The 23765-nt window shown below is 68.0% G+C and carries 21 protein-coding genes; 16 read left to right on the top strand and 5 right to left on the bottom strand.

The window, feature by feature from the left end; translation table 11 throughout:
• Both DL991_RS42555 and shbA read left to right on the top strand, forming a co-directional pair.
• The coding region (locus DL991_RS42555) for a hypothetical protein (protein WP_158634388.1) at positions 1-690 on the top strand (690 nt) is incomplete at its 5' end.
• 3 nt (positions 691-693) lie between these two features.
• Complete coding sequence (shbA, locus tag DL991_RS05045) at positions 694-1344, top strand: RNA polymerase sigma factor ShbA (RefSeq protein WP_125781420.1); 651 nt, start codon at positions 694-696, stop codon at positions 1342-1344.
• Between the two features lie 12 nt (positions 1345-1356).
• Here the strand turns inward: shbA and DL991_RS05040 are convergent, their stop codons facing one another.
• Positions 1357-2292 (bottom strand): SEFIR domain-containing protein, encoded by a 936-nt coding sequence (locus DL991_RS05040; protein WP_158632605.1) that lies wholly within the window; start codon positions 2290-2292, stop codon positions 1357-1359.
• A gap of 222 nt (positions 2293-2514) precedes the next feature.
• Between DL991_RS05040 and DL991_RS05035 the strand changes: the two genes are divergently transcribed.
• The 7 genes from DL991_RS05035 (at position 2515) to DL991_RS05005 (ending at position 13813) form a co-directional block, all read left to right on the top strand.
• Positions 2515-3093, top strand: coding sequence for a toll/interleukin-1 receptor domain-containing protein (locus DL991_RS05035; RefSeq protein WP_233598672.1), 579 nt, complete (start codon positions 2515-2517; stop codon positions 3091-3093).
• Positions 3094-3096: 3 nt separating this feature from the next.
• Positions 3097-4728, top strand: a complete 1632-nt coding sequence (locus tag DL991_RS05030) for a CATRA system-associated protein (RefSeq protein WP_125781416.1) — start codon at positions 3097-3099, stop codon at positions 4726-4728.
• A gap of 25 nt (positions 4729-4753) precedes the next feature.
• Positions 4754-5392, top strand: a complete 639-nt coding sequence (locus DL991_RS05025) for a hypothetical protein (protein WP_125781414.1) — start codon at positions 4754-4756, stop codon at positions 5390-5392.
• A complete protein-coding gene (locus DL991_RS05020) occupies positions 5392-8478 on the top strand; it encodes an ATP-binding protein (RefSeq protein WP_125781412.1) in 3087 nt (1028 codons plus the stop codon). Before DL991_RS05025 ends, DL991_RS05020 begins: the two co-directional genes overlap by 1 nt.
• Before the next feature lie 53 nt (positions 8479-8531).
• Positions 8532-11924: a hypothetical protein gene (locus DL991_RS05015; protein ID WP_125781410.1), complete on the top strand. Its 3393-nt coding sequence runs from the start codon at positions 8532-8534 to the stop codon at positions 11922-11924.
• A gap of 93 nt (positions 11925-12017) precedes the next feature.
• Complete coding sequence (locus DL991_RS05010; protein WP_199753833.1) at positions 12018-12707, top strand: DNA alkylation repair protein; 690 nt, start codon at positions 12018-12020, stop codon at positions 12705-12707.
• 89 nt (positions 12708-12796) lie between these two features.
• Entirely contained in the window at positions 12797-13813 is a 1017-nt protein-coding gene (locus DL991_RS05005) for a hypothetical protein (protein ID WP_125781407.1), read from the top strand.
• Between the two features lie 22 nt (positions 13814-13835).
• On the opposite strand, the gene DL991_RS05000 is transcribed toward DL991_RS05005, so the two are convergent.
• A complete protein-coding gene (locus DL991_RS05000; protein ID WP_125781405.1) occupies positions 13836-14219 on the bottom strand; it encodes a nuclear transport factor 2 family protein in 384 nt (127 codons plus the stop codon).
• A 123-nt stretch (positions 14220-14342) separates the two neighbouring features.
• Between DL991_RS05000 and DL991_RS04995 the strand changes: the two genes are divergently transcribed.
• On the top strand, positions 14343-14924 hold the full coding sequence (locus DL991_RS04995; RefSeq protein ID WP_125781402.1) for a PadR family transcriptional regulator: 582 nt from the start codon (positions 14343-14345) through the stop codon (positions 14922-14924).
• Positions 14917-15339, top strand: coding sequence for a VOC family protein (locus tag DL991_RS04990; protein WP_125781400.1), 423 nt, complete (start codon positions 14917-14919; stop codon positions 15337-15339). Before DL991_RS04995 ends, DL991_RS04990 begins: the two co-directional genes overlap by 8 nt.
• Before the next feature lie 5 nt (positions 15340-15344).
• Here DL991_RS04990 and DL991_RS04985 read toward each other — a convergent pair whose 3' ends face one another.
• A complete protein-coding gene (locus DL991_RS04985) occupies positions 15345-17186 on the bottom strand; it encodes a glycoside hydrolase family 5 protein (protein ID WP_125781398.1) in 1842 nt (613 codons plus the stop codon).
• Between the two features lie 71 nt (positions 17187-17257).
• Here DL991_RS04985 and DL991_RS04980 point away from each other — a divergent pair, with 71 nt between their 5' ends.
• From DL991_RS04980 to DL991_RS04970, 3 genes are all read left to right on the top strand, one after another.
• The gene (locus tag DL991_RS04980; protein WP_125781396.1) at positions 17258-17812 is read left to right on the top strand and encodes a cysteine hydrolase family protein; all 555 of its coding nucleotides are present in this window, start codon (positions 17258-17260) and stop codon (positions 17810-17812) included.
• Between the two features lie 64 nt (positions 17813-17876).
• Positions 17877-18863 carry an aldo/keto reductase gene (locus tag DL991_RS04975; protein WP_125781394.1) on the top strand — a complete coding sequence of 329 codons (987 nt, stop codon included), beginning with the start codon at positions 17877-17879 and terminating at the stop codon, positions 18861-18863.
• Entirely contained in the window at positions 18863-19297 is a 435-nt protein-coding gene (locus DL991_RS04970) for a VOC family protein (protein ID WP_125781392.1), read from the top strand. The genes DL991_RS04975 and DL991_RS04970 overlap by 1 nt, the downstream gene beginning before the upstream one ends.
• An 8-nt stretch (positions 19298-19305) precedes the next feature.
• Here the strand turns inward: DL991_RS04970 and DL991_RS04965 are convergent, their stop codons facing one another.
• The gene (locus tag DL991_RS04965) at positions 19306-19890 is read right to left on the bottom strand and encodes a hypothetical protein (protein WP_125781391.1); all 585 of its coding nucleotides are present in this window, start codon (positions 19888-19890) and stop codon (positions 19306-19308) included.
• Between the two features lie 186 nt (positions 19891-20076).
• Here DL991_RS04965 and DL991_RS04960 point away from each other — a divergent pair, with 186 nt between their 5' ends.
• Positions 20077-20523 (top strand): GNAT family N-acetyltransferase, encoded by a 447-nt coding sequence (locus DL991_RS04960; RefSeq protein ID WP_125781389.1) that lies wholly within the window; start codon positions 20077-20079, stop codon positions 20521-20523.
• 58 nt (positions 20524-20581) lie between these two features.
• Here DL991_RS04960 and DL991_RS04955 read toward each other — a convergent pair whose 3' ends face one another.
• Positions 20582-22891: a PQQ-dependent sugar dehydrogenase gene (locus DL991_RS04955; RefSeq protein WP_233598671.1), complete on the bottom strand. Its 2310-nt coding sequence runs from the start codon at positions 22889-22891 to the stop codon at positions 20582-20584.
• Between the two features lie 275 nt (positions 22892-23166).
• On the opposite strand from DL991_RS04955, the gene DL991_RS04950 reads away from it, so the two are divergent.
• Positions 23167-23649: a WD40 repeat domain-containing protein gene (locus tag DL991_RS04950; protein WP_233598670.1), complete on the top strand. Its 483-nt coding sequence runs from the start codon at positions 23167-23169 to the stop codon at positions 23647-23649.
• Positions 23650-23765: the final 116 nt, after the last annotated feature.

The raw sequence follows: 23765 nt of genomic DNA, 5'->3' as shown, positions 1-23765 counted from the left end.
GTCGTGAAGGGCCCCTTTGAGACCTTCATCGTCTCAAAGGGGCCCTTCACGACATCCCCACGGACCGCGACCACTCGCTGCCGGTGCAGGACGGTTTCGGTTTCGCTACCGGTTATCGCGCCGTGGCGAAGACTGTCCTTGATTTGCGGGCTGTTTCACGACGGACAGAATCAGGACAAGAAACCGCGAGCCGCAACGTCGCCGCCGCTTTCCCCGATCACCGGGTATTCGGACCACGAACGCCCGGGGGAGAGCATGGGAACCGCCACTGGCACCACGGCTGTGGGAAACGGCACGGCCGGTGCCCTGATCGTCGTCGTGATCGTCGTTCTGTACCTGGGCTATACCGCCTTCAAGAGACATGGATTCCGGCCGCGGCGCGTGGAAACGACACTGAGCGGGCAGCAGCTGCGGCAGGTCTTCAGGAGAACGGTCGCGAGGAGGGGCTGGTCCATCGCGGACGACGGAAATCCCATGATCGCCCACTCCGCGGCACTCGACGCGGTCCGGCAACGGATCGCTCTCAGTGTCTCCGAGACGAACGGGCGCACGGTAGGTGAACTGGCCGCCATTCTTCCCGGGAAGAAGACGCTCGGTGATACGACTAAGGCGTACAGCCTCCGGTGGCGGATGAACTCCTTCATCGCACAGGTCCGCCGGCTCGACTCCACCGCGAAAGTGGTGGATTGATCGATGGCGACCATCGACACTCGCCTTATCGGCGGCGAAATGCAGGGATACCGCACCTTGGCGAATTTGCCACGCCCGTCGGGCCGGCTGACCAAAGAGGTGCTCGCCCCGCTCGTCGTGGCGGCGAAGAGCGGCGATCCGGACGCGGTGCACGCCTTGCTGGCCGTCGTGAAGCCGATGCTGGTGCGCTACTGCCGCGCGCGGATGGGCGGCCGCGACCTTTCCTACCTGTCGGCCGACGACGTCGCGCAGGAGGTATGCCTCGCTGTCTTCAAGATGTTGCCCGCCTACGAGGATCGAGGTGGCTCGTTCCTCTACCTCGTGCGGGCGATCGCGGCCAACAAGGTCGCCGACGCCTTCCGCATGGTTTCCCGTGACCGATCCGACCCCGTGCCCGAGCTGCCGGAGGCCGGACCGGTCCGCAACGAGCCGGAGAGCCACGCGCTCGATGTCGACCTCGGCGTGCGGTTGGGCAGGCTCGTCGCCAAGCTCCCGAGAGTGCAGCGGGAGGTGCTCACCCTGCGGATCGTCGTCGGGTTGACCGCCACCGAGACCGCGGCCGCGCTCGGGTTGACACCGGGGAATGTACGGGTCAAGCAGCACCGCGGCTTGGTGAGACTTCGTGAACTGGTACGGGAAGAGGACGACTTCTGAGGCGGACGCCTGCTAATCCAGGACGGGGTCGCCCCAGGCCAGTTCCGGGAACCATTTGGTTTCAGTCGTGCCAGGGCGGTGGAATTCCAGCCGAAGCGTCAGCACCCCGGTGACGCCGATGTCGATCGTGGCCGGTTTTCCCAGCGCGACCTTGACCTCGGGTGACGGTCTTCCGTCGAGGAGCACGCGAAAGTGCCCGACCTGGAAGGGTTCCACGGCGTCGTCGAGGACGCCGGCCACCGCGGTCAACCTTCGGTAGGCCATTCCGAGGTCCACTTCGACGAAGGCGAGTCGCTCCGCCTCTCGTAGGACGATGCTGTCCGCGTAGTGGACGTCGTTGATCCGCGCGCCTTCCGTCCGGACACCGCCGCTGCACGCCCGCCATTCCAGGCCGGTCGCCAGCGACGTCCGGTGCGGTCCGGCCGCGCTCGCCGCGCCGCCGGACCACCGGCCGCGCTCGGGCCGCTGGTGCCGGGCTCTGCCGGTGATCGCGGCCAGCAGATCCTCCACGCCCTCCTCGGTGAACGCGTCGACCGGGTACCTCGTGGTGGAGAACGGGTTGAGGAAGTTCGGGATGTCCTCGACGGACTGCTGGGGGAACACGACCGGGAGCACCCGTTTGATCTCGCGGCCGAGATCCCTGGTCAGCCGATCGCGGATCCGCGCCGCCTCGAACTGGGATCCCCGTCCTTCGTCGGACGCAGCCGTTCCCTCCGCGCGCCGTTTGTACTCCGGGGAAGCGATGACCACTACGAAATTCGCCGTGTCGAGGTGCTTCAACGCCCACAATGACCAGTCGCGACGTTCGTTGTCGTCCCATTGATCAAGGTGCACTTCGAGGCCGATCCGGCTGTGCAGGAAATCTGCGAAGAGGCGAACCCGATCTTTGTGCTCCGGTGAATCGTGTGCGTAAGTGACGAACACGTGCGGCGGCTCGTTGTCGGCCATCGAAACTCCTGTCAGGTGAAGGTGACCCATTCTGCGGGTGCGTCGCATTCTTGACGATCGCACGGTCGAAGGCACTCGTTGTCACCCGCTTGTCATCTTTCTGTCTTTCCGTACTCGCCTGCGCTGCGGTGTCCACTTTTTGTCTTGTTTTTGGACCTTTTTAGAAACCCTCACGGGCCCCTACGATCAGGTCTGTCCGGCGGATCGGGGTGCGAAGGGGCGATGACGCTCGTGTACGAGTACGACGTGTTCATCAGTTATCGCCGTGGTGGAGGCGACGCCCCGGACTGGGTGCGGAATCATTTCCTTCCTCGTCTGCGGAGACTTTTCGACGACAATGTCGACTATGACGTCAAAATATTCCTGGAGGACAGCGTTCCCGTCGGAGGAAAGTGGCCACAGGAGATCCGGGACGCGTTGCAACGCACCCGGATCCTGATCCCGGTCTGCTCGCCGAAGTACTTTCTCGACGAATGGTGCCTGGCCGAATGGCACACCATGGCGAAAAGAGAGGAAATCGTCGCGAAGGCGGGCCGGCTGATCTACCCGGTGATCTTCAGTGACTCGGAATACTATCCCGGCTACGCCCACGAACGTCGTATGCGCAGTTTCCGGAACTGGAACAAGCCGCATCCGCAGTATCAGAACACCCTTGAGTACCTCGACTTCGATCGCGAGGTCGAGCGGATGGTGGAGGAACTGGTGGAGATCATCGCGCAGGCGCCGCCGTGGTGTCCCGAGTGGCCGGTCGAGACACCTTCGCCCGAACCGCCAAGACCGTCGAAGCTGCCGAGGTTCTGACCCATGCCGGGAACCGTGGTCACCTTCTACTCCTACAAGGGCGGCGTCGGGCGGAGCTTCACCTTGGCCAATATCGCCGTTCTGCTGGCGCGCTGGGGATATCGGGTGCTGTGTTTGGACTGGGACCTCGAGGCGCCCGGTTTGGACACCTACTTCCGGCCGATGATGAGCGCGCCTCCGTCGGGCGGCGTCGTGGACCTGATCGACGACTTCCGCGATGGCAGGCTTCGCCCTGGCGCGCATACGACTCGGCTGAAAGGCAAGGTGAAGCTCGACGTCATCACGGCAGGCCGGGCGGACGCCGCCTACGTCGGACGAGTGCAGGACCTCGACTGGGAAGCCCTCTACGAGCAGGGTTTCGGCGACTACCTCGAAGAATGCCGGGAACGGTGGACGGCCGACTACGACTACGTGCTCATCGACAGCCGGACGGGGATCTCCGACATAGGGGGAATCTGCACGGCCCATCTTCCGGATCGGCTCGTCGTCCTGTTCACGGCGAACGTGCAGAGCATGAAGGGCGCGGTCGAGATCGCCGAACGTGCCAACGCCGCTCGCGACCGCATGCCCTACGACCGGCCGCAGCTGACCGTCCTGCCGGTGCTCTCGAGATTCGACGCCCGCGAGGAATACGCCCGCTCGGAGGAGTGGCGGCGTATCTGTCTCGAAGAGACCAAGGACCTGTTCCGCAGCTGGCTCGACCGCGATGTCTCGCCGGACCTGATGTCGCGTCATCTGACCTTGCCGTACGTCTCGTTCTGGACCTTCGGCGAGCAGCTCCCCGTGATGACGGAACTCAGCCCGACCGCCGACCAGATCAGTTTCGCGCTGGAAACGGTCGCGGCGGTCGTGGCACACGACTTCGACCGGACGGACCTGCTCGCGGAGAACCGGGACGCCTATGTCGCCGCGATCCGTGCGGAGAAACGAACGTTCGGCCACGACGTCCGGGTCAGCACGACCAGATCGACGATGCGGCTCGCCGACGACCTCATGAAGTACCTTGCCGAGCTCGGTGTGCGCCCGGTGTTGTCGTTCTCGGGGGAACGGTCACTGCTCGACAAGACCGGGGACGACGCCAAGCATCTGTGCCTGATCGTCGACGGGGAAGTGAGCCGGTGGCAGTCGGCCGAGGTCGAGCTGTTCCTGCACCGGACCCTCGGTCAGGATCGCCGGGTCGTCCCGGTGCTCACCGAGGACACCGAGCCGAACACGCTGCCGGGCTATGTGGGCAATCTCAGGCATCTCCAGTTCGGCCCGTCCCGTGGGCCGGTGGAGATCGCCCGGAATCTGGTCGATCAGCTCACGGGAACGACAGCGCTCGTCGAGCCGGGTGAGCTCGACGTCGCCGGTGTGCTCCGGCAAGCCGCTCGCGCGCGACTGCGACCGCTGATGTGGGGACCGGTGGAAGAGATCGTCACCGAGCTGCAGATCGCGATCGGAGCGGGCGAACGGGATCGCGTTCAGGATCTCGCCGAGGAGCTCATGTCGGTGACGCGGCCACGAGCGACCGACGCGGAGCCGGGCGGTCGCTTGCTTGCGCCACCGGACACCCGCATGGCGATCGAGTGGGCCGTGCGGGCCGCCGAGGCGAGGGTCACACGACAGGGATTCAGCGGATTTCTCGATCAGTAGGAATCGGGTATGGGAAGGATCACGGATGACGGATCGATTGGGACAGAAGCAGATCGCGGCGATGCTCGTGCTGATGGTGATCGCGCGCGAGATGTCGAATCCGGAGCTGGACGAGATGGTGGGTTTCACACTCGACGGGAAGGAACGCCGCCAGCTCAACGATCTCGATCTCGTCAGCAGTGACCGTAGCAAGGTGCTCCGCGGCCGTCCGTTCGTGCATGAGTTGACCGAGTACGGCTGGGCCTGGTGCGAGGAGGAACTGAGCTCGGAGGGGGTGCCGTCGCCCCGGACCAGCCTTGGCAGCGCCCTGTACGTTCTGCTCGGCGGCCTCGGCAGACACCTCCGGCGGGAAAGGCTCCGTCTGGCGGACCTCTTCATGCCCGAAGTCCAGCTGACGGCGGACGAGATCGAGACCCGGATCCGGATCGCGTACCGCAAACTGTCCCAAGCTCCGCGCGACTGGGTCGGGCTGGTGGACCTGCGGCCGATGCTCGGCGAAGCGTCCACTGTGGACGTGGATGCGGTCTTGAAGGAACTCAGCCGGTCGGGGCAGGTCCGCCTGGTCCCGGAGTCGAATCGCAAGGCGCTCACCGCCGCCGCTCACGCCGCGGCCGTCCGTATCGGCGGTGAGGACAACCATCTGCTCTCGATCGAGGAGCCGTGATGGATCCTCAAGCGGCGCTCTCGGCCCTGCGCTTCGACTGGGCCGACACACCCGATCACGTGTGGCGCGATTCGCCCTACCACGTCGACGGCCTCCACACGGGTGTCCTGGCGCAAGTGGGGGCCGGGATCAGGGAGGCGGTCTCCAGTGACGGCCCGAGTCCGATCGGGCTCGTCCTCCAAGGAAAGAAGGGTGTCGGCAAGACACATTTGCTCGGGCTCGTCCGAAAGCAGGTGCACGAGGCTCGCGGCTACTTCTTCCTCAACGATCTCACGGCCGGCGACGCGTTCTGGGAGAACACGGCGGAAGCGTTACGCCGGGGCCTTTCGCGACTGGACGGTTCCGGTGTTCCCCAGCTGACCAGCTTCCTCCGGCGCGTTTGCCTTCGCGCGAGCATCGACGCGAACGTCACCAAGAAGATCTTGGACGGGGGTGGCCTGTCGAAAGGCGATGTCGACTCGTTCGTCGACGGCCTGCGTGCCTTCGATCGAGACGTCGCGAGGGAATGTGCCGACACGGCACGAGCGCTGGTGCTCTACGCGAGTGAGGATCCGAGCAAGAACTACGTCGGGGACGACTACCTCGGTGTGTTCCCGGAGTCGAAATCCGGGGACCGCCGCAAATGGGGGATCCGGTCGGCTCCCAAGTCCGCGGCGACCCAGGTCAAGAACATCACGAGGCTGCTCGCGCTCACCGGCCCGATCGTGATCGCCGTCGACCAGCTCGACACCCTGGTGGCCCGCTCCGCGGTGACCGCCGAGCAGGTGCGTGACAGCGCCGAAGAGGACCTGCTCGTCGCGCAGATCGCGGACGGGCTCATGGGGCTGCGGGAGGTGACCAGACGGACCATGACGGTGCTCGCCTGCCTGCCCGGCACTTGGGAGCTGCTCAAGAGGAAGGCCACGGACACGGTTCCGGACCGCTTCCGGGAGGCCGAGTTCCTCGGCCGGGTCACCGACGCGGAGGTCGGCAGGGCTCTGGTCGAGAAGCGTCTCGGAGTCGCGTACGAGGCGATGAAATTCGTGCCGCCCCACGCCACTTGGCCGGTGTCGCCCGTCGCGTTCGACGGTGTCTGGGAGGAATTGTCCCCGCGGGATGTGCTGAAACGGATCGTCGCGCACGTCGATTCCTGTGTGCGGGCGGGACGGATCATCGAGCTGACCACGTTCGACGAACGAGGCGTGCGGTCGGCCGGCCCGCCGCGGCCCGCGATGGCCGCCGATCGGTTCGTGGAGCTGGACAAACGGTTCGAGGAGCTTCGCTCGGAGGCCGACCCGTCGGCCCTCCTCGACCCGAAGGTCGAGGACAAGGTGATGCCGAGGCTGCTGTCCGCGGCGCTTCGGGGATGGATCACCGAGGTCGGCGACGACAACCTTGAATGGGTCTACGGGGCCAAGAGCGACCGGAACGAGCTGCACGCCTGGCTCACCCGCACGGTGGACGAGACGTCAGACCTGGAAGAGCATTGGGCGTTTCGGGCCATCGCGGCCTCGCATCCCATCGCCGTGCTGCACCGGTTCCGCAAGGCACGCTCGGCCGCCGGAGTGCGGAAGGGGGCCGAGAACCGGCATCTGGTCGTGATCCGCAACCTGGCGTGGTCGGGAGGGATCAAGACCCAGGCGGAACTCAAAGCGTTCGAAAAGGACGGTGGCAGGGCACGCGAACTGTCCGATGCGGACATCCGCACGTTCTCGGCACTCGACAAGATGTTCGCCGAGGGAAGCCGGGAACTCCACGAGTGGCTCGTCGACCGGCGTCCCGCCGGCCTGTCGGAACTCCTGGCGGAAGTCCTGCCAGAGCCCCTTCAGCGATCTTCGCCCGGATCCGTTGAGGCGCAGGCACCGGCGGCCGAGGGGGAGATCACTCTGGGCACGGTGACCGGCACTGGGAAGCCGGTCAGGATCGAACTCGCTGCCTTGCGTAAGCACGCGGCGATCTTCGCCGGCTCGGGTTCCGGGAAAACGGTACTGCTGCGACGGATCGTGGAGGAGTGCGCGCTGCAGGGCGTTTCGGCGATCGTGCTGGATCCGAACAACGACCTAGCCCGGCTCGGTGACGCCTGGCCGGAGCCGCCCGAGGCATGGCGAACGGACGACGCCGAGCTCGCCAAGCGGTATCTGGCCGAGACCGATGTCATCGTGTGGACCCCGGGGAGGGCAGGCGGCCGACCGCTCGCGTTCCAGCCGTTGCCCGATTTCGCAGGGGTTCTCGACGACGAGGACGAGTTCAACGCGGCCGTCGAGGTCGCGGTGGCCACGCTGGCTCCGCAGGTGAAGCTGACCGGAAGCACGGCGAAGACCACTGTCGGCCTCGCGGTGCTGCGGCAGGCCGTCGTGCACCACGCCCGTACCGGGTCTCGGAGCCTGCCTGAACTCATCGAGGTGCTCGAAGACCTGCCCGACGGGGTGAGCACCCTGAACGATGGGAGGAAACTGGCGGCCGAACTGGCCGAATTGCTGAAAGCCTCCATGGTCAACGATCCGCTTTTGGCGGGCGGCGGCGAGCCTGTCGACCCGGGGCTCTTGCTCGCTCCCGGGGAAGGAAAGCGGGCAAGGGTCTCGGTCATCAGTTTCGTCGGGCTGCCTTCGGAGAAACAGCGGCAGAACTTCGTCAACCAGCTTCAGATGGAGCTCTTCGCCTGGGCCAAGCGGAATCCGGCGGGTGACCGGCCACTCGGCGCACTCTTCGTCATGGACGAGGCACAGATGCTCGCCGCGTCGGGAACCCTCACGGCGAGCACCCGCAGCACCATCGTGCTCGCCTCACAGGCCCGGAAGTACGGTCTGGGACTGCTGTTCGCCACACAGGCACCGAAGGGCCTGCACAACCAGGTCGTCGGCAACGCGATGACGCAGTTCTTCGGCAGGCTCAACAGCCCGGCCCAGATCGCCGCGGCCAACGAACTCGCCAGGGCCAAGGGCAGCCCCGTCGACGACATCTCACGACTGGAACGCGCCCAGTTCTACGTGGCGGGGGAGGCGTTCGGCTTCCAGCGGGTGACCACTCCGCTGTGCCTCACCCACCATCCGGCCAGCCCGCTCAGCGTCGAGGAGGTGCTCGCCCGCGCACGCGCCGAAGCCGAGTGAAGCCGTAGCCCGTTCGCCCCATCAACTGTGCTCGCTGGAAGGGATTTCGCACCATGGCAGGAATCTTCATCACCGTCCGGTCCGGTGACGGTCAGGACCGGATCCGGGATCTCGAACGGAGTCTGGCTCACGTGTTCGGAAAGGACCAGGTTCTCCGGTCCGTCGGTTCAGCGTCGGTCCTGGTGGTGCCGATCGGCACCGAGGGGCTCGACGAAGAGGGCCGGGAGGAGCTTGCCGAGGCGCTGCGACTCGGCAAGAAAGCGGTCCCCGTCCTCATCGAAGACGACGAAGACTCCGAGGACGCCGTCATGCCGGACGAGATCGCCGGGCTCTCCCGCCTGCGATACCGGCGGCTCGGCTGGCGTACGGCGGAACAGGACATCGCCGGCCTGATCACCGAACTGATCCGCGTCGCTCCGGAATTGGGCATCGGCGTCGTCAAAGGCCTCGAAGACCTGCCGGAGTGGCTCGATTCCTGGCGGCACGAGACGAGTCCCGTACTGCCCGTGGAGCTCCCGGTGCTCGGCCGGGCCAGGGAAGTCGACCGGCTGTGCGCGTGGCTGGACGCCGCGCCATCCGTCCTGCCCGTGTACGCCGGCAGCCGTACCGAGGCCGCGGCGTTCGTCGCGACCGCGCTGGCGGCCCACCGGCCAGGACTTCGAGCGGTACGAGTGTCCACCCAGGAAGGCCGGCGTCACTGCCGGGACCTGGACGGTCCTTTCGTCGCCGTGATGGACGGGGTCGACGTGGGGGAGGGCGACACCGGTGGTGGCCATGTCGTCGTGGTGCGGCGCACGCCGGAGCGGAGTGGTGCCGAGGTCCTGGTGCTGCCCGGGATTCCCCGCGACGAGGCGGCCGAGGCGTTCGCGGCGGCAGGTGTCCCGCCCGCCGACGCGCATACGTACGCGGATCTCGCTCGGCGCGGTCTCGGCAGTCTGCGCCGCAGGCTGAGTGTCGCCGGTGCTCTCCCGAAGTGGGTGAACCCGCTGGAACGCGATCTCGCCGCACCGCTCCTGCTGGTCGGCCGATGGTCGGCGGGATCCCGGCACGATCTGGACGAGATCGCGGTGATCACCGGGCGGGAGACCGACGAGCTCGGACGCTTTTTCGCCAGATCCGAGGTCGGCGACGACCCACTGCTGGCCCGGTCGGGCGACGGGATGCGGTTGGCCGATCCCCACGATGCCTGGGCGCTCCTCCATGGCCGGCTGAGCGCGCAGGATCTGCGACGCTGGCACGAGGAAGCCGTCAAGATCCTCGGCGAAAGAGAGCCAGGGCGGAAGTGGTCGGCGGAACTGAGGCACGGGCTGGCAAGGAGCGTGGCGCTGCTGGCGGCCGAGGGAGAGACGACGTTGTCCGGTGGCGGTACGTGCGCCGACCACGCGACGCGGTTCGTTCGTGAACTGCTCGGACGAGCCAACGACGACGCGGCCGGAGTGCTCTGGCGGTCACTCGCCGATGTACTGCCTTTGCTCGCCGAAGCCGCACCTCATGAATTCCTCAGTGCTGTCGATCACGCGCTGACCAGTGATCCTTCGCCACTGAGCGGCGCTATCGACGGTCTCACGGCGGCTTTGGAAACGGTCAGCTGGTCCGACGACGCGTTGCCGATGGTGGTCTCGCTGCTGGCCGAACTGACGCGGCCGGGGAGGGAGGCGGGTGACCAGCCGCTCGAATCGCTGATCACCCTCGTGCAGCCGTGGTACCCGTATCTGGACCTGCCCGCCGGGCAGCGGACGGACCTGGTCAAGGCGATCGGACGGCGCTCTCCGGAAGCAGGCTGGCGGTTGGCTCTCGCACTCCTGCGCGGGCCGCGAGGACACCTTCTCGCGAGTCCGCGGCGTCCCCGGATCCGTCTCGAATGGACAGTCCCGGCGCCACCGGTGGCCGTCTCCGACGGGCCGGAGTTCGAAGACGAGTTGGTCGCTTCGGCGTTGGCCGCACTGGGGGAACGGCCTCATCGGTGGTGCGAGTTCTTCGAGCGGCTGCCCGAGCTGACCACCGCGCAGTGGGACCGCGTCGTCGAAGCCCTCACGAGGCTGGACGCCGAACGGCTCTCGGCGGACGAACGGCTGCGCCTCTGGGGGCTGCTCACCGCGCTGACCGCCGAGCATCGCCACTACGACGGCGCGGACTGGACGCTTCCGGAAGAATTGCTGCAATGGCTGGAATCCTGCGCCGAAATGATCGAACCCGCGGTCAATCCGGGGCGTCACGGCCTGTTGTTCGGGCGGGATCCGTACCTGGAGGGCGGCGACTCTCTCGATCCGGAGGCGCGTGACGCCGAGATCGATCGTCTTCGCCGCGATGCTGTGAGTGGCGTCCTGCGCGAGCACGGTGTCGCGGGACTGAGTGCTCTCGCCGCCGAGAGCGCGCAGCCCAGACTGGTCGGAGAGGTCGCAGCCCAGGTGGTGGTGGACGACCTTCAGGAAGACGCGCTCGCCGAACTGGGTCGCGAGGACTGGGCGGCAGGCTGGGCGGGCGAGAGGGCACGGTCCCAGGGCGAAGAATGGCGGCAGGAGGTCGCGACGCAGCTCAAGGAACAGGACAGACTGGTCGACTATCTCCTGGCCATCCCGGTGGACCACGCGGCGGCGCTTTTCGATTCCGCCGACGACGCGGTTCTCGAGAGCTACTGGGCTCACGTGGATCCGTGGCCGCTTCCGGAAGGGGAGGAGTCGTCCTTCGTCACGCGACTCGCCCGGCGCCGGCCGTGGGCCGCGGTCCAGGCGCTCGCCTTGGGCGTGCGCGCGGCAGAGCCGCTTCCGTTGCCCGCCTCCCTGGTGGAAGAGGTGCTGCTCCAGGCGTCCGCCGATGGCATCGAACCACCCGATCGCAGGGCCGTCGCGAATGTGGCGCCGCTGCTGGACCAGCTGGTCGAAGCCGGGGGTTCGGACGTCGCGGTCGCGCGGTTGGAGCTGCGGTTCCACACGGCGCTCAAGCACCATCGGCAACCGTGGAGCCTCCAGCGGATTCTCTCCGAGAGCCCGGGCGCGTTCGCCGAACTCTGCACCCTGATCCATCCCGCGGACGACGACGTGCCGAGCGTCGAACTGGTCAACATGTGGCTGACGGTCTTCGAGACGCGCACCATGCCGGGTGGTATCGACGGTGTCGCGCTCAAAGCCTGGGTTTCGCGCGCCCGAGCGGAGTTCGCCGAGCGCGGCCGGGCCGAGTTCGGCGACCGGGCGATCGGCACCGTGCTGGCGAGTGGTTCGCCTGTTCCGGACGGCATGTGGCCGCCGGAAGCGGTCCGGGACGTCTTGGACGTCGTCGACGGCGGGTATCTCCGGGAAGGCTTCGCCGGCGGCCTGACCTTCCAGGACGGCGACTCGCGGGATCTCGCGCAGCGTCATCGCGGCGCGGCCCGGCGGATCAACGTCGGCTGGCCGCGGGTCGCCGCACTCCTGCGTGAGCACGCCGACGAGCTCGCTCGGCGCGGGTAGCGGTCGAAGTCGCCCGTGTGGAGGGGCCGAACGGCTCCTCCACACGGAACGCCTCGTAGGCTGAATGCCACAAACGGTGGACGGGAGGCCGAGGTGACCGGGATGACGACGGCCGAGGTGATGGCCGAACTGGCCGCACTCGACGACCCGCGCGCACGTCAGGTGAACGAGAAACACGGCGACGACCACGGGGTCAACCTCGGCAAGCTGCGCGCGCTCGCGAAGCGGCTGAAGACCCAGCAGGAGCTCGCCGTGGAGCTCTGGGAAACGGACGACACCGCGGCGAAACTGCTCGCGTTGCTGATCTGTCGTCCGAAGGTGTTCGAGCGTGCCGATCTGGATCGCATGGTGCGCGAAGCACGCACCCCGAAGGTGCACGACTGGCTCGTCAACTACGTGGTCAAGAAGAATCCGCACGCCGAGGAGCTGCGCCTGGCGTGGTCCGCCGATCCGGATCCCGTGGTCGCGAGCGCGGGGTGGGCGCTGACCACCGAGCGGGTGGCGAAGAAACCCGAGGGCCTCGACCTCATACGGCTGCTCGACGTCATCGAGGCGGAGCTGAAGACCGTGCCGGATCGCCTGCAGTGGGCGATGAACCACTGCCTGGCGCAGATCGGGATCGACCACGCGGAGCACCGTGCCCGGGCGATCGCCATCGGGGAGCGCCTGGAGGTGCTCAAGGACTATCCGACCCCGCCGAACTGCACATCGCCGTTCGCGCCCGTCTGGATCGCCGAGATCGTGCGGCGGCAGGAGGAGCGGGCGGGCGCCGCGACCCGCTGACGACGCTGCCGATCGGGTGACGCGGGCAACGGCCGCGGCCCGGCGGGCGTGATCCGGCCGAAACCTGTTTCGGTACTGAGGGGATCCGCATGGACATCGGCCTGGTCAAACGATGCGCGGCGGCAGGCGTCGCCGCCGTCGCACTTTCCGTTTCTGTTTCGGCTCCGGCCGCTGCGAGCCAGGCGCCAGGCGCCGCGACGTGCTCGTATCAAGTGACGCCGGTCGTGGTGCCGCCTGGCGCCGAACGCCAACGGGTCGACGTCGTGGCGACCGATGGCGCGGGCAACTACTCCGGCACCGAGATCGTCGGCTCGTCCGGCGCGTACCGGCTCGTCCTGTGGCATGGGGACGACCCCGAAACCGTCGAGCCGCCCAAGGGATTCGACTCCGTCGCGCCTCGCTCCCAGAACCGGTCGGGCACCGTACTGGTCAACGCCGTCTCGGTCGCGGACAGGAAACGGCAGATCTTCTTGTACCGCGACGGCAACTATGAACCGCTCGCGATACCGGACGGTTTCGTCGATCCGCGGGGGGTCGCGATCAACGATCTCGGCGAGATCGTGGCCACGGCGAATCCGGTCGGCGGCACCGGCTCCGTGGTGATCGCGTGGCTGAGCCACGCCGCCGGTCCCGTGATCATCGCGCCGCCCGAACTGCCCTACGCCTCCGCTGTCGACATCGACCAGGACAGCACCATCATGCTCGGCGACGGCTACTCGGCCTATCTGTGGCGTTCCGGCAAGCTGATCGCGTTGCCTCCGTCGCCTGAGGTCCCGGTGTTGTCGCGGGGCATCAGCGCGGGCCGCGCGGTCGGGACGATCCTCGACGCGAAGGGGCCGAAAGGCGTGGTCTGGACCGGGAACATCCCGGAACTGCTCGAAGGCGGCGGCGCGGCGGAGAGCATCAACCGGCACGGCCTGATCGCCGGCCGCGCCCGTGCCTGGGACGGACCGCCCGTGGTCTGGCAGGGCACCCGCCTGGCGGCGGAGCTGCCGCTTCCGGCCGGGTCGACCTCCGCGAGGGCGGACCTCGTCAGCGACGACGGGACCGTCTTCGGGGATGCCGACGCCGGCGCCGGTCCGGTGCACTGGCGCTGCGCGGTCTGATCCGTCGCGGGCGGCGGAAAGCTCAGCCGAGCGCGTCCGCCTTGATGGCCTCGAACTGGGCGCCCATCCGCGCCGCGAGCGCCTCCGCCGCCCGCAACGGCCGGACCATCACCTTGAAGTCGGCGATCTTGCCGTCGGCGTCGAAGGTCAGGAGGTCGCAGCCGTTGATCTCCAGCCCGTCGACCGTCGCTTCGAACTCGTACACGTGGTGCGCGCCGTCGTGGATTTCGCGGACATAGCGGAAGTCCTCGAACACCCGCAGGACGCCGCGCAGGATCGCGGCGGTGATCGCCTTCCCTTGGTAGGGCTTGAACGCCACCGGGCTGGTGAAGACCACGTCGTCGGCGAGCAACGCCTCGATCGCGGCGGCGTCCTTCGCTTCGACTGCCTGGCGGAACGTGGGCATGACGATCTCCTCATAGTCAACTTGTTGAGTAGACGTCGCCGAGCGTAAGTGATCACCACTCCGGTGTCCATCAAAGTGCCTAATCAACTTTGCGACTAATCCGCCCGGGGCTATCATCGCGCCATGGCGCTGCGAAACGCGATCCTCGCGACGCTGCTGGACGGCGAGTTCTCGGGCTACGACCTGGCGAAGAGTTTCAACGCGTCGGTCGCCAACTTCTGGACCGCGACGCCGCAGCAGCTCTACCGCGAGCTGGACAAGATGGAAGCGCAGGGCCTGGTGGCGGCGCGGGTCGTCGAGCAGCGACGGCGTCCGAACAAGCGGCTCTTCTCCCTGACCGACGCCGGCGCGGCCGAACTCGCCGAATTCACCACGCGGGCGCCGAAACCGACCGCGATCCGCGACGAACTGCTGGTGCGGATCCAGGCGGTCGAGGCGGGTGACGACAAGGCGGTCCGGCGCGCGGTCGCGGACCGGATGGCCACCGCCGAAACGAAACTCAAACGGTTCGAACGCCTCCGGGAACGCCTTCTCGGCGAAGCCACGGAGGTGGAGTTCCTCGCCACCGCGCCCCGCGTCGGCCCGTATCTGACCCTCGCCCGCGGGATGGCGTTCGAACAGGAGAACATCCGCTGGTGTGCACAGGTTCTCGCGGTCCTCGACCGGCGCGCGACCGCGAACGACGGAGGGGAACGGCTTGGTTGAGCGGAAGAAGGGCCCGAAATTTCGTCAGGTGGTGCTGGATTGCACCGACGCCCGCGAGCTGGCGGAGTTCTACCGGCGGCTGCTGGTGTGGGACTACCGCCCCGGGGACGAACCGCCCGCGCCCGGCGCCGGCGACAAGGACTGGCTGGTGCTGAGAAATCCGGACGGCGGGGCGCAACTCGCCTTCCAGCAGGTCGATCGGCTGCCGCAAGCGAGCTGGCCGGACGCCGAACCGGTACCCCAGCAACTGCACCTGGATCTGACCGTGGACTCGGTCGAGGAACTCGAGGAGCAGCACGCCCGCGTCCTCGAACTCGGCGGGCGGCTCCGGTACGACCGCAGCGAAGATCCGGAAGAACCGTTGCGCGTGTACGTCGATCCGGCGGGGCATCCGTTCTGCGTCTTCGTCGCCTGAAGCCCTCAGGCGCGGCAAAGCAGCGCGTCGGGGGTGCGACTCGAGCCGACCCTGCCGGTGTACGCGACACCGGCGACGTACTCGCCCGGCGCGCACTGGCCCTTGTAGTGGCCCGAAGCGAAGTCGCCGCCGGGCGTCCCGGACGGCCGGTTGTCACCGCGGTCGAACCAGACCGTCCGGCCGGTGCGGCCCAGCGGAGTGGCGGACCGGCCGCACAACAGGGCGGAGAACGCCGAACCGGTGACGCTGTACCCGACAGCGGCGTGATCGGGCGGGCACTGCACCTTGGTGTAGCCCGACGCCCAGTCAGTGTCCACATAGGTCTCCCCGCGGACCACGGCATACCCGGCCGGGACGGCGAGCGTACCGGTGCACAGACCCCGGTTGCCGGTGTGGGAAAGGCCGGTGAGCCGCTGGCCGTCGGGGCAGGAACCCTTGCGCGCGCCCGGGTTCCAGTCCGGCATCGAACGGACCGTGCGGGAAGCCTGGAAATCGGCGTAGTCGAGGTTCAGCATCGACCAGCGCTCGGCAGGCGGGATTCGACCGGACCGGGACGGCGCGTCCACCAGCCTTCGCCAGGCTGGGCCACGCCAGTCCGTGCCGTCGAGCACGTCGACACGCCGGCCCGCCGTGTCCCACGACAGCAACGACCATCCGTTGCCCTTGCCGCCGTCATGGAAGCCGACCGCCGGCCAATAGGCGAAGTCGGTGTCGGTCTCGGCGAGATAGGCGACGAAGTTCTCGAACCAGGCGCGGCTCGCCGCGTCGGTGGTGTGGCGGCCTTCGCCGAACTCGCTGATCCAAAGCGGGGCGGTGTAGTGCTTGCCGGTCTCGGCCGAGACGAAGAACGCTTGCCGGTGAAGGACATCGCGCAGTTCCTGGGGTGACAGGTCGCGGTAGCGCGGATCGTGGGTCTCACCGGTGCCTGTCGCTCCGGAATGGTTCGGCCCGGTGTAGCCGTAGAAGTGTGCGGCGTAGACCAGCTTTCCGGAGTCCACGAGCGTATGCGACAGCGTCCGGGCAGGCTCCAGCGTGGGCCTTCCGTGGGGAAGGCCGTCCACGGGCAGGCCGGTCCAGTTGATGCCCTCGACGATGAGCAGCAGGTCGGGATTGGCCTCGGTCAGGATGCGATCGGCCACCCGCTGGCTCGCGCGCTGCCAGTCCGTGCCGTTTCCCCAGCCCCAATTGGGATCGTCGAAGACGTCGCGGCGGACTTCGTTGTACAGATCGGCGCCGACCACGCGCTTGTTCGCGGCGTAGCGGCGGGCCATGAACAGCCAGTCGTCCTGCCATCGCTGCTCGGTCTGCGCGGTGTTCCAGCGTTCGTTGCCGTCGAGGCCGCAGCACCAGCGAGAGGTCGTGGTGTGGTTGTTGAGGATCACCGCGAACCCGCGTGCGGTCAGCCGGGTGACGACGCGGTCGTAGACCTGCAACGGGGTCAGGCCGCGCAGTTCCGGGTTCGCCGGGAGGTCGGGGACCGGCTCGGTGTCGTGGATCATGGCGTTGGAGAAGGGAAGCCGGACGCTGTTCAGGCCCAGCTCCGCCAGCCCGTCGATGACGGTGTCGATCGACGCCCGATCCAGCCCGAGCGGTGTCTGATAGGCGATCTCACCGGCGTGGTGAGCGGCCGGATCAGGCACGTCACCGGACCCGGTCCAGGTACCGCTCGCGCCGTGCCAGTTGGCGGCCTTCAGCTTGAACCGGTCGCCCGCCGCGTCGACGATGTAGCGGCCGCGCGTGCTGAGCGGTGCGGTCCAGGCATTCGGGTCCGCCGCGGCGCCGGTGGGCGGGGGAACCACGATTCCGGCGGTCACCAGTACGGCGAGCAGCACACTCTTGATCCTCACCCGCCGGAGGCTAACCAGTCGCGCGCCCGGTTGTATACGGACGTTCGGGTTACTGTTGATAGCTTCGCGGTATGACTACCGCGCTGATCATCGGCGACCTCCAGCGAGGGATCACGGGCAATTACCCGTTCGCCAAGCAAGTCCTGCCGCCGGTCGCGGCCCTGCTGCCCCGGGCGCGTGCGGCCGGCGCGCTCGTCGTGTTCGTGCACTTCGCGCTCCGGGGAAACGGCGCTGACCTGCCGGCGGGGAACGCGTTGTTCAAGACGTTCCACGAGGCGGGGGACACCTTCCACGAGGGCTCGGCCGGGACCGGGATCGCCCTGCCGGTCGCCGACGAGGACGTGGTCGTGCTGAAACGCCGTGCCAGCGCGTTCGCCGGCACGGATCTCGATCTGGTGCTCCGCGCCCGCGGCGTCGACACCGTCGTGATCGCCGGAGTCGCGACCAGCGCGATGGTGGCCGCGACGGCCTACGACGCGGCGGACCGCGGCTACCACGTGACCGTGCTGCGCGACGGTTGTGCCGACGGCGACCCGGCGATGCACGACTTCTTCGTGGACGCCGTCTTCCCGAGCCGCGGGTTCGAGGTCGCGACGTGCGCGGACTGGCTGGCCGGCGGCGAATAAATCGCGAGACCGGCTCGCTCGGGTATGGCACCGTGGTCGCCGAGCCGATCAAGGGGGAGCCGGAATGGACACGAGACGACTCGGGCGCACCGATGTCGAGGTGACGCGGCTCGGATTCGGCGGCGGCCCGCTCGGCGGATTGTTCGCGCCGTTGGACGACGGCACCGCGGCGGGCGCGCTGGCCGCGGCCTGGGACGCCGGGATCCGTTACTACGACACGTCACCGCACTACGGGATCGGGCATTCCGAGCGCCGGATCGGCGAGTTCCTGCGTTCGCGGCCGCGTGCTTCGTTCGTCCTGTCGACGAAGGTCGGCCGCCTGCTGGTCCCGCGGGAACCGGACGGGGAAAGGGATCCGGCGGGGTTCCACGTCCCCGCGACGCACGACCGGGTCCGCGACTACACCCGCGACGGGATCCGGCGCAGTGTCGAGGATTCCCTGGAGCGGATGGGCCTGGACCGGATCGACGTGCTGTACCTGCACGACGCCGAGGAGTTCTTCGACGACGCGCTGCGCGACGGCTATCCGGCCCTGGCGGAACTGCGGTCCGAAGGGATCGTCGGCGCGATCGGCGCAGGCATGTACGACACGGCCATGCTGACCACATTGGTCAAGGAGACCGATGTCGACGTGGTCATGCAGTCCGGCCGCCACACCCTGCTCGAGCACAGCGCGCTCGACACGTTCCTGCCCGCGTGCGAGGAACGCGGTGTCTCGGTGATCGCGGCTTCGGTCTTCAACTCCGGGTTGCTCGCCGTGCCGAGGCCTGTCGCGGGAGCGCACTTCGACTACGAGGTCGCCACGCCGGAAATCCTGGCGCGGGCGAACAAGATCGCCGACGTGTGCGAGGCGCACGGCGTGACGCTTCCACAGGCGGCCATGGCCTTCCCGCTTCAGCATCCGGCCGTCGCCGGTATCGCGGTGGGAATGCGGTCCGCCGAGGAGGTACAACGCAACGTGGAGTCCTTCGCCGCGGAGGTACCAGCACCGGTCTGGGGCGATCTGAAGGCAGCGGGCTTGATCCGTTCGACAGCGACTAGGGTGGTCTGATGGTGTCGGTGAAACAGGTCCAGGTCACTTTCGACTGCGCGAAACCCGAGCGCCTCGCCCGCTTCTGGTGCGAGGTACTGGGCTACGTCGTGCCGTCGCCGCCGGACGGGTTCGCCACCTGGGACGACTACAACCGCACGCTGGCGCCCGAGAAGCAGGACGCCGGCTTCGCCTGCAGCGACCCCAACGGAGTGGGCCCGCGGCTGTACTTCCAGCGAGTGCCCGAAGGCAAGGTCGTCAAGAACCGGGTGCATGTCTGCGTGCGGGCCGGCATCGGACTCGTCGGTGAAGAGCGCCTCGCCGTCCTCCAGGCCGAGCGCGTCCGACTGACGGCGCTCGGCGCGGTCTGCGAGCGGGTCATGCTGGCCGACGAGGAGAACGAGTCCTGCATCGTGATGCAGGACATCGAGGGCAACGAGTTCTGCCTCGACTGAGGTCAGGTTCATCGCGCCTCCCGAATGCTGAACGTCGTGATGCAGAAGCCGCCGTCCTCCGTACGATCCGCGATCACGGTGCCCCTGGCGGACCGTCCTTTGACGACTCCGGCGACGTCGGCGAGGACGAACTTGGCGGTTCCGCCCGCCCTGGTGATCTCGACGCGGGAACCCAGCGGGAGAAGTGAGTCGATCTTGTCGTCCATGAACCGCTTCTGCGCCTCGCAGGCCAAGGCGATCGCTCCCGCCCTGTCGCTCCCGGCGATCTTCGCGAGAAAGTCCGTGACCACCTGAACACCCTTCTCCGGCGGCTGCGGAGCCGGGCGTACGGTCACAGTGACCCTCGGGCGCGTCGTGCGGCTGACCGTCGTCGTGCTCGGGCTGCTCGTCGGGCTGGAGGTCGTCGCCGGGCTGGAGGACGGGACGGGCAACGAGATCCCGGCGCTCTCGCGGAGCAGGAAGCCCGGAGCGGCGAAACCGGTGACGCAGAAGGCGACCAGCGCGATCACCGCGACCAGGATCCCGATGGCCACACCGGGCTTGACGGTCGAAGACTGGGTGTTCTGCTGGTCGGGCAGGCCTGGATAGCTCATCGGATTCACCTTCCGTGGGATCTGAAGTGGCGATCCGACGGAGCCCTGGCGGGGCGGGTTCCGATCCTTTCGGAGACCTTACGGCTCCCCGGCTTCTGTTCCGTGATAGGGAAAATCATGCTTTCGGCAGGTGTCGGCGATCCTTGCCGGGCAAAACTGTCGGTGGTCGCTGCCATACTCCCCGCCATGACGAACGAGGTGCGCCTCAGGGCTGTCGAGCAGGCCGATCTCGAAGTGTTCTTCGAACAGGAGCAAGACCCGGTCGCCGCCGGTCGTGCCGCCTTCACGCCGCGTGACCGTGAGCGGTTCATGAAGCATTGGGAGACCAGGGTGCTCGGCGATCCGGCGGTGACGGTGCGCACCGTTCTGGTCGGCGGCAGGGTCGCGGGAAACGTGGTGGCCTGGCCACAGGACGGCAGGCATTGGGTGGGTTATTGGTACGGAAGGGATTTCTGGGGAGGAGGTGTCGGATCGCGAGGTCTTGCGTTGTTCCTCGGCGAGATGCCGGTCCGGCCGTTGTACGCCGATCCGGTGGAGACCAACGTCGGGTCGGTCCGGGTGCTGGAGAAGTGCGGATTCCGGCTGTTGTCCGAAAAGGACGGTGAGCACGTGCTGCTCGTCCTCGACGAGTGATCCGCCGGGCGACCGTGCCCCGGCCGCGAGAAGCGACCGGGACACGGAAGGCGACGGGTCAGCAGGGCTGCAGCAGCCAGCAGAGCCGGTAGTTCGCCTGGTACGACGTGGACGTGCCCGGCGCGATGATGTTCTGCGTCCGCGCGCCGCCATGTGCCCAGCTGGTGTAGGCGTACTTCAGGTTGAGCGGTGGCAGCTTCTGCGGGCTGTCCGCGCTGATCGAGTTGGTGGATCCGGCGATCACCGTCCGGGAGAACGGCGTCCGCTGCTGTGTGCCGCCGACGGTGAGCGTCGCTTGGCCGGGATTGGAGGTGAAGCTCAGCGACACCGTCTTCGGCTGCAGGTCGATGGTCTTGGTGCCGGTGCGGCCGCCCGAGTCGGTCGCCGTGAGGGTCAGTTGCAGATATGACGGGTAGTCGTGGTCCGGTGCGACGAACGAGCCGGACGCGACGCCGGGGAAGTCCTGGACGTTGTGCGTATGACAGGTGCCGTTGGCCGCGCAGTGCCGGATCGCGAGCCGCCAGGACAGCGCCGACGCCGGGAGCTGACCGTCTTGGGCGTCGACAGCGCGGCCGGAGAACGCCACGGTCTCGCCGACGGACCAGGTCAGCGTGCCTGCCGGGCTGTCGATGACCGGCACCGGATCGAGGCCCTGCGGGTTACCGACGGTGACCCGCACGGTCGTGGTCGCGCCCGCGCCGTGGGAGTCCATCACCCGTAGTCCCGCGTCGACGGCGGCCGCCGCGGTGTAGGTCCAGGTGGGGTTGGCGGCCGACGAGTCGTCGTACGCGCCGTCGGCGTCGAGGTCCCAGGCGTAGGACAGCGTGTCTCCGGCGTCCGGGTCGGTGGAAGCCGTGCCGTCGAACTGGACGGTCAGTGGCGCGGGCCCGCTCGCCGGGGTCGCCGTGGCCACCGCGGAAGGCGGCCGGTTGGTGCCGCCGGGATGGCTCACGCGACGGAGTTCGCCGCTGCCCAGCGCGACGTAGAACAGGTCGCCGCCCGGTCCGGTGAGTACCTGCACCGGCGTGTTGACACCGGTCACGAACGGTACGAGACGGCTCGCGTCCGGCTGGCCGTTGACGGCCTGCATGGCCCAGATGCAGCCGCGGGAGGAGTCGGAGAAGAACAACGCGCCGGAGTACTCGGCGGGGTAGTTGCTCCCGGACTCGAAGGCGATGCCGCTGATCGAAGAGCCGCCGGTGGGACACGGATCGCTCGCCACCACCTTGGCGCGGTGGTTGTAGGCGTAATACGGCGTGGCGTGCCCACCGGAGGTGTAGAGGGACTCGCACCGGTCGAGGTTCGCGCCGTCGTAACCGGCCTGCCTGGCTCCACCCTCGAAACAGGGCCAGCCGAAGTTCTCCGCCACACCGTCGCCGACGTCGGCGACGCGGTTGATCTCCTCCCAGGTGTCCCAGCCGACGTCGCCGGCCCAGAGCTCACGGGTGCCCGGCCGGAACCCGAACCGGAACTGGTTCCGCGCACCGTAGGCGATCACCCGCCGGGCGTTGGCGTCGGCGCTGTTCGCGAAAGGGTTCCCTGGCAGGCCTTCGCCGGTGTCGGGATCGATACGCAGCACCGTGCCGTTGAGCAGGACCGGCTGCCCGGCGGGTCGCCGCGGCGACTGCGAGCGCAGTGCGCCACCCTCGGCCGACGGCGGCGTCAGGTTCGTCCCGGCGGGCGAGGGCGGATCGGCACAAGGGTTCCCGACCTGGCCGTAGTCGGCGAAGGTGAAGCTGGCGCCGTCGCCGCCGCCCGCGTACAGGGCGCCGTCCGGCCCGAAGGCGAGAGCGCCGACGGAGTGGCTGGGGAACTGCTGGCACCAGCCCGTGACCAGCGGCTTCTCGCTGACGGCGGTGCCTGCCGAGCCCATGGTCAGCTGGGAGACGCGGCCGGTGACGACGCAACCTTTGTCGGTCGCGCCCGGCGGGGTCGGGCAGGTGTCACCCCACCGCGGCGCGGTACCGCCGGGCTCCGCGTCGAAGGTGTAGGAGACGTAGACGTACGGCCTTGCGGGAAAAGCGGGGTCGACGGCCAGCCCGAGCAGGCCGCGGTCCCAGAAATCCTGTGTCTGCGGACGGAGATCGGCGAAAGTCGTCGCCGTCGTGTCGGCGAGTGAATCGAAGACCTTGACCAGGCCGCTCTTCTCCGCGACGAACACCCGGCCGTCCGGCGCGAACGCGGTGGCGGTCGGCGAGCTGAGCCCGCCGATCGCCACCGTGTCGGTGAAACCGGCGGGCACGGCGGCTTCGGCGGGCGCCACGGTGACGAGCCCGACGGCGAGCGCGCCGATCAGCGGGCCGATCACGCCCGCCGCCAACGCACGTCGTGATCTTCGGGGGAACAAGGAACGACGAGAACTCAACACACGGAACTCCTCCTGCGCGGGGACCGGACATAACGCGGCAGCTGTCCGGTATGGCGTGCCGAGACCCAAAGTTGTTACGTCGCTGACAGAAATGCGCACAAGTCGCTGAAGAAGAACCGGGTGGACGGGCGCCGTCCGGAGGTCTCATGTGGCGGAGTTGGAAAAAGAATCACCACGTTCGACAGAATGTTTGTCATTCGAATGTCCTTTTGAAAACGTATTCGCCTGTCTGTTCCGTTCTTCTTGATATGAGTGCGCTGAACGGCGTATGTGATATGCGTCGATGGTTTCGGGAGGCCGCGCCGCCGCAGATCTCCTTCGCCACGAAGAGCGGGGAGTTCCGGGACATCCGGACGCTCACCGGGCACGCCCTGCCGGTCACGAGCCTCGCGTTCGGTCCCGATGGGCGATCCCTCGCCAGCGGCAGCGACGACAGGACCATCACCGTCTGGACCTTGGCCGACGGCACGATGAAAAGCACCCTTCGCGGGCACACCGACATGGTCCTGGCACTGGCCTATTCACCGGACGGCGCGACGTTGGCCTCCGGAAGCCAGGACGGAACGCTCCGCCTGTGGGACGTCGCCACCGGTCTCCAGAGCGGGCGTCCACTCGAGTCCGGGGCCGGCTACGTCTGGTCGCTCGCGCCCTCGGCCGACGGCGCGAGCCTCGTGGCCGCCAACGGATCGACGGTCGTCGAATGGCCGTTGAGCAGGGGAGCGTGGCTGGACCGTGCCGGCCGGCCGGTCGCGTCCTGACCGCCGAGCGGAATCGCTACCTGCGGGGAGAGGCCTCTCTACACCCCTGTGCGTGACCAGCCGCGCGCCGCGGGAAGGTCGCGCTCGTAACCGCGTGTGGAGCGGCATGTGGACGA

Source organism: Amycolatopsis sp. WAC 01375 (genome assembly GCF_003947325.1).
Lineage (GTDB): Bacteria > Actinomycetota > Actinomycetes > Mycobacteriales > Pseudonocardiaceae > Amycolatopsis.
The sequence above is the reverse complement of the archived record's forward strand: the minus strand, read 5'-3'. Positions and strand labels throughout refer to the sequence as shown.

Bases quoted from the DNA above. Each gene is read 5' to 3' on its own strand.
- DL991_RS04975 (WP_125781394.1), top strand. From the start codon at position 17,877: ATGGACACGAGACGACTCGGGCGCACCGATGTCGAGGTGACGCGGCTC.
- DL991_RS05000 (WP_125781405.1), bottom strand. From the start codon at position 14,219: ATGCCCACGTTCCGCCAGGCAGTCGAAGCGAAGGACGCCGCCGCGATC.
- DL991_RS05020 (WP_125781412.1), top strand. From the start codon at position 5,392: ATGGATCCTCAAGCGGCGCTCTCGGCCCTGCGCTTCGACTGGGCCGAC.
- DL991_RS04970 (WP_125781392.1), top strand. From the start codon at position 18,863: ATGGTGTCGGTGAAACAGGTCCAGGTCACTTTCGACTGCGCGAAACCC.
- DL991_RS05005 (WP_125781407.1), top strand. From the start codon at position 12,797: ATGGACATCGGCCTGGTCAAACGATGCGCGGCGGCAGGCGTCGCCGCC.
- shbA (WP_125781420.1), top strand. From the start codon at position 694: ATGGCGACCATCGACACTCGCCTTATCGGCGGCGAAATGCAGGGATAC.
- DL991_RS05040 (WP_158632605.1), bottom strand. From the start codon at position 2,292: ATGGCCGACAACGAGCCGCCGCACGTGTTCGTCACTTACGCACACGAT.
- DL991_RS05035 (WP_233598672.1), top strand. From the start codon at position 2,515: ATGACGCTCGTGTACGAGTACGACGTGTTCATCAGTTATCGCCGTGGT.
- DL991_RS05025 (WP_125781414.1), top strand. From the start codon at position 4,754: ATGACGGATCGATTGGGACAGAAGCAGATCGCGGCGATGCTCGTGCTG.
- DL991_RS04960 (WP_125781389.1), top strand. From the start codon at position 20,077: ATGACGAACGAGGTGCGCCTCAGGGCTGTCGAGCAGGCCGATCTCGAA.
- DL991_RS05030 (WP_125781416.1), top strand. From the start codon at position 3,097: ATGCCGGGAACCGTGGTCACCTTCTACTCCTACAAGGGCGGCGTCGGG.
- DL991_RS04995 (WP_125781402.1), top strand. From the start codon at position 14,343: ATGGCGCTGCGAAACGCGATCCTCGCGACGCTGCTGGACGGCGAGTTC.
- DL991_RS04965 (WP_125781391.1), bottom strand. From the start codon at position 19,890: ATGAGCTATCCAGGCCTGCCCGACCAGCAGAACACCCAGTCTTCGACC.
- DL991_RS04980 (WP_125781396.1), top strand. From the start codon at position 17,258: ATGACTACCGCGCTGATCATCGGCGACCTCCAGCGAGGGATCACGGGC.
- DL991_RS04950 (WP_233598670.1), top strand. From the start codon at position 23,167: ATGCGTCGATGGTTTCGGGAGGCCGCGCCGCCGCAGATCTCCTTCGCC.
- DL991_RS05015 (WP_125781410.1), top strand. From the start codon at position 8,532: ATGGCAGGAATCTTCATCACCGTCCGGTCCGGTGACGGTCAGGACCGG.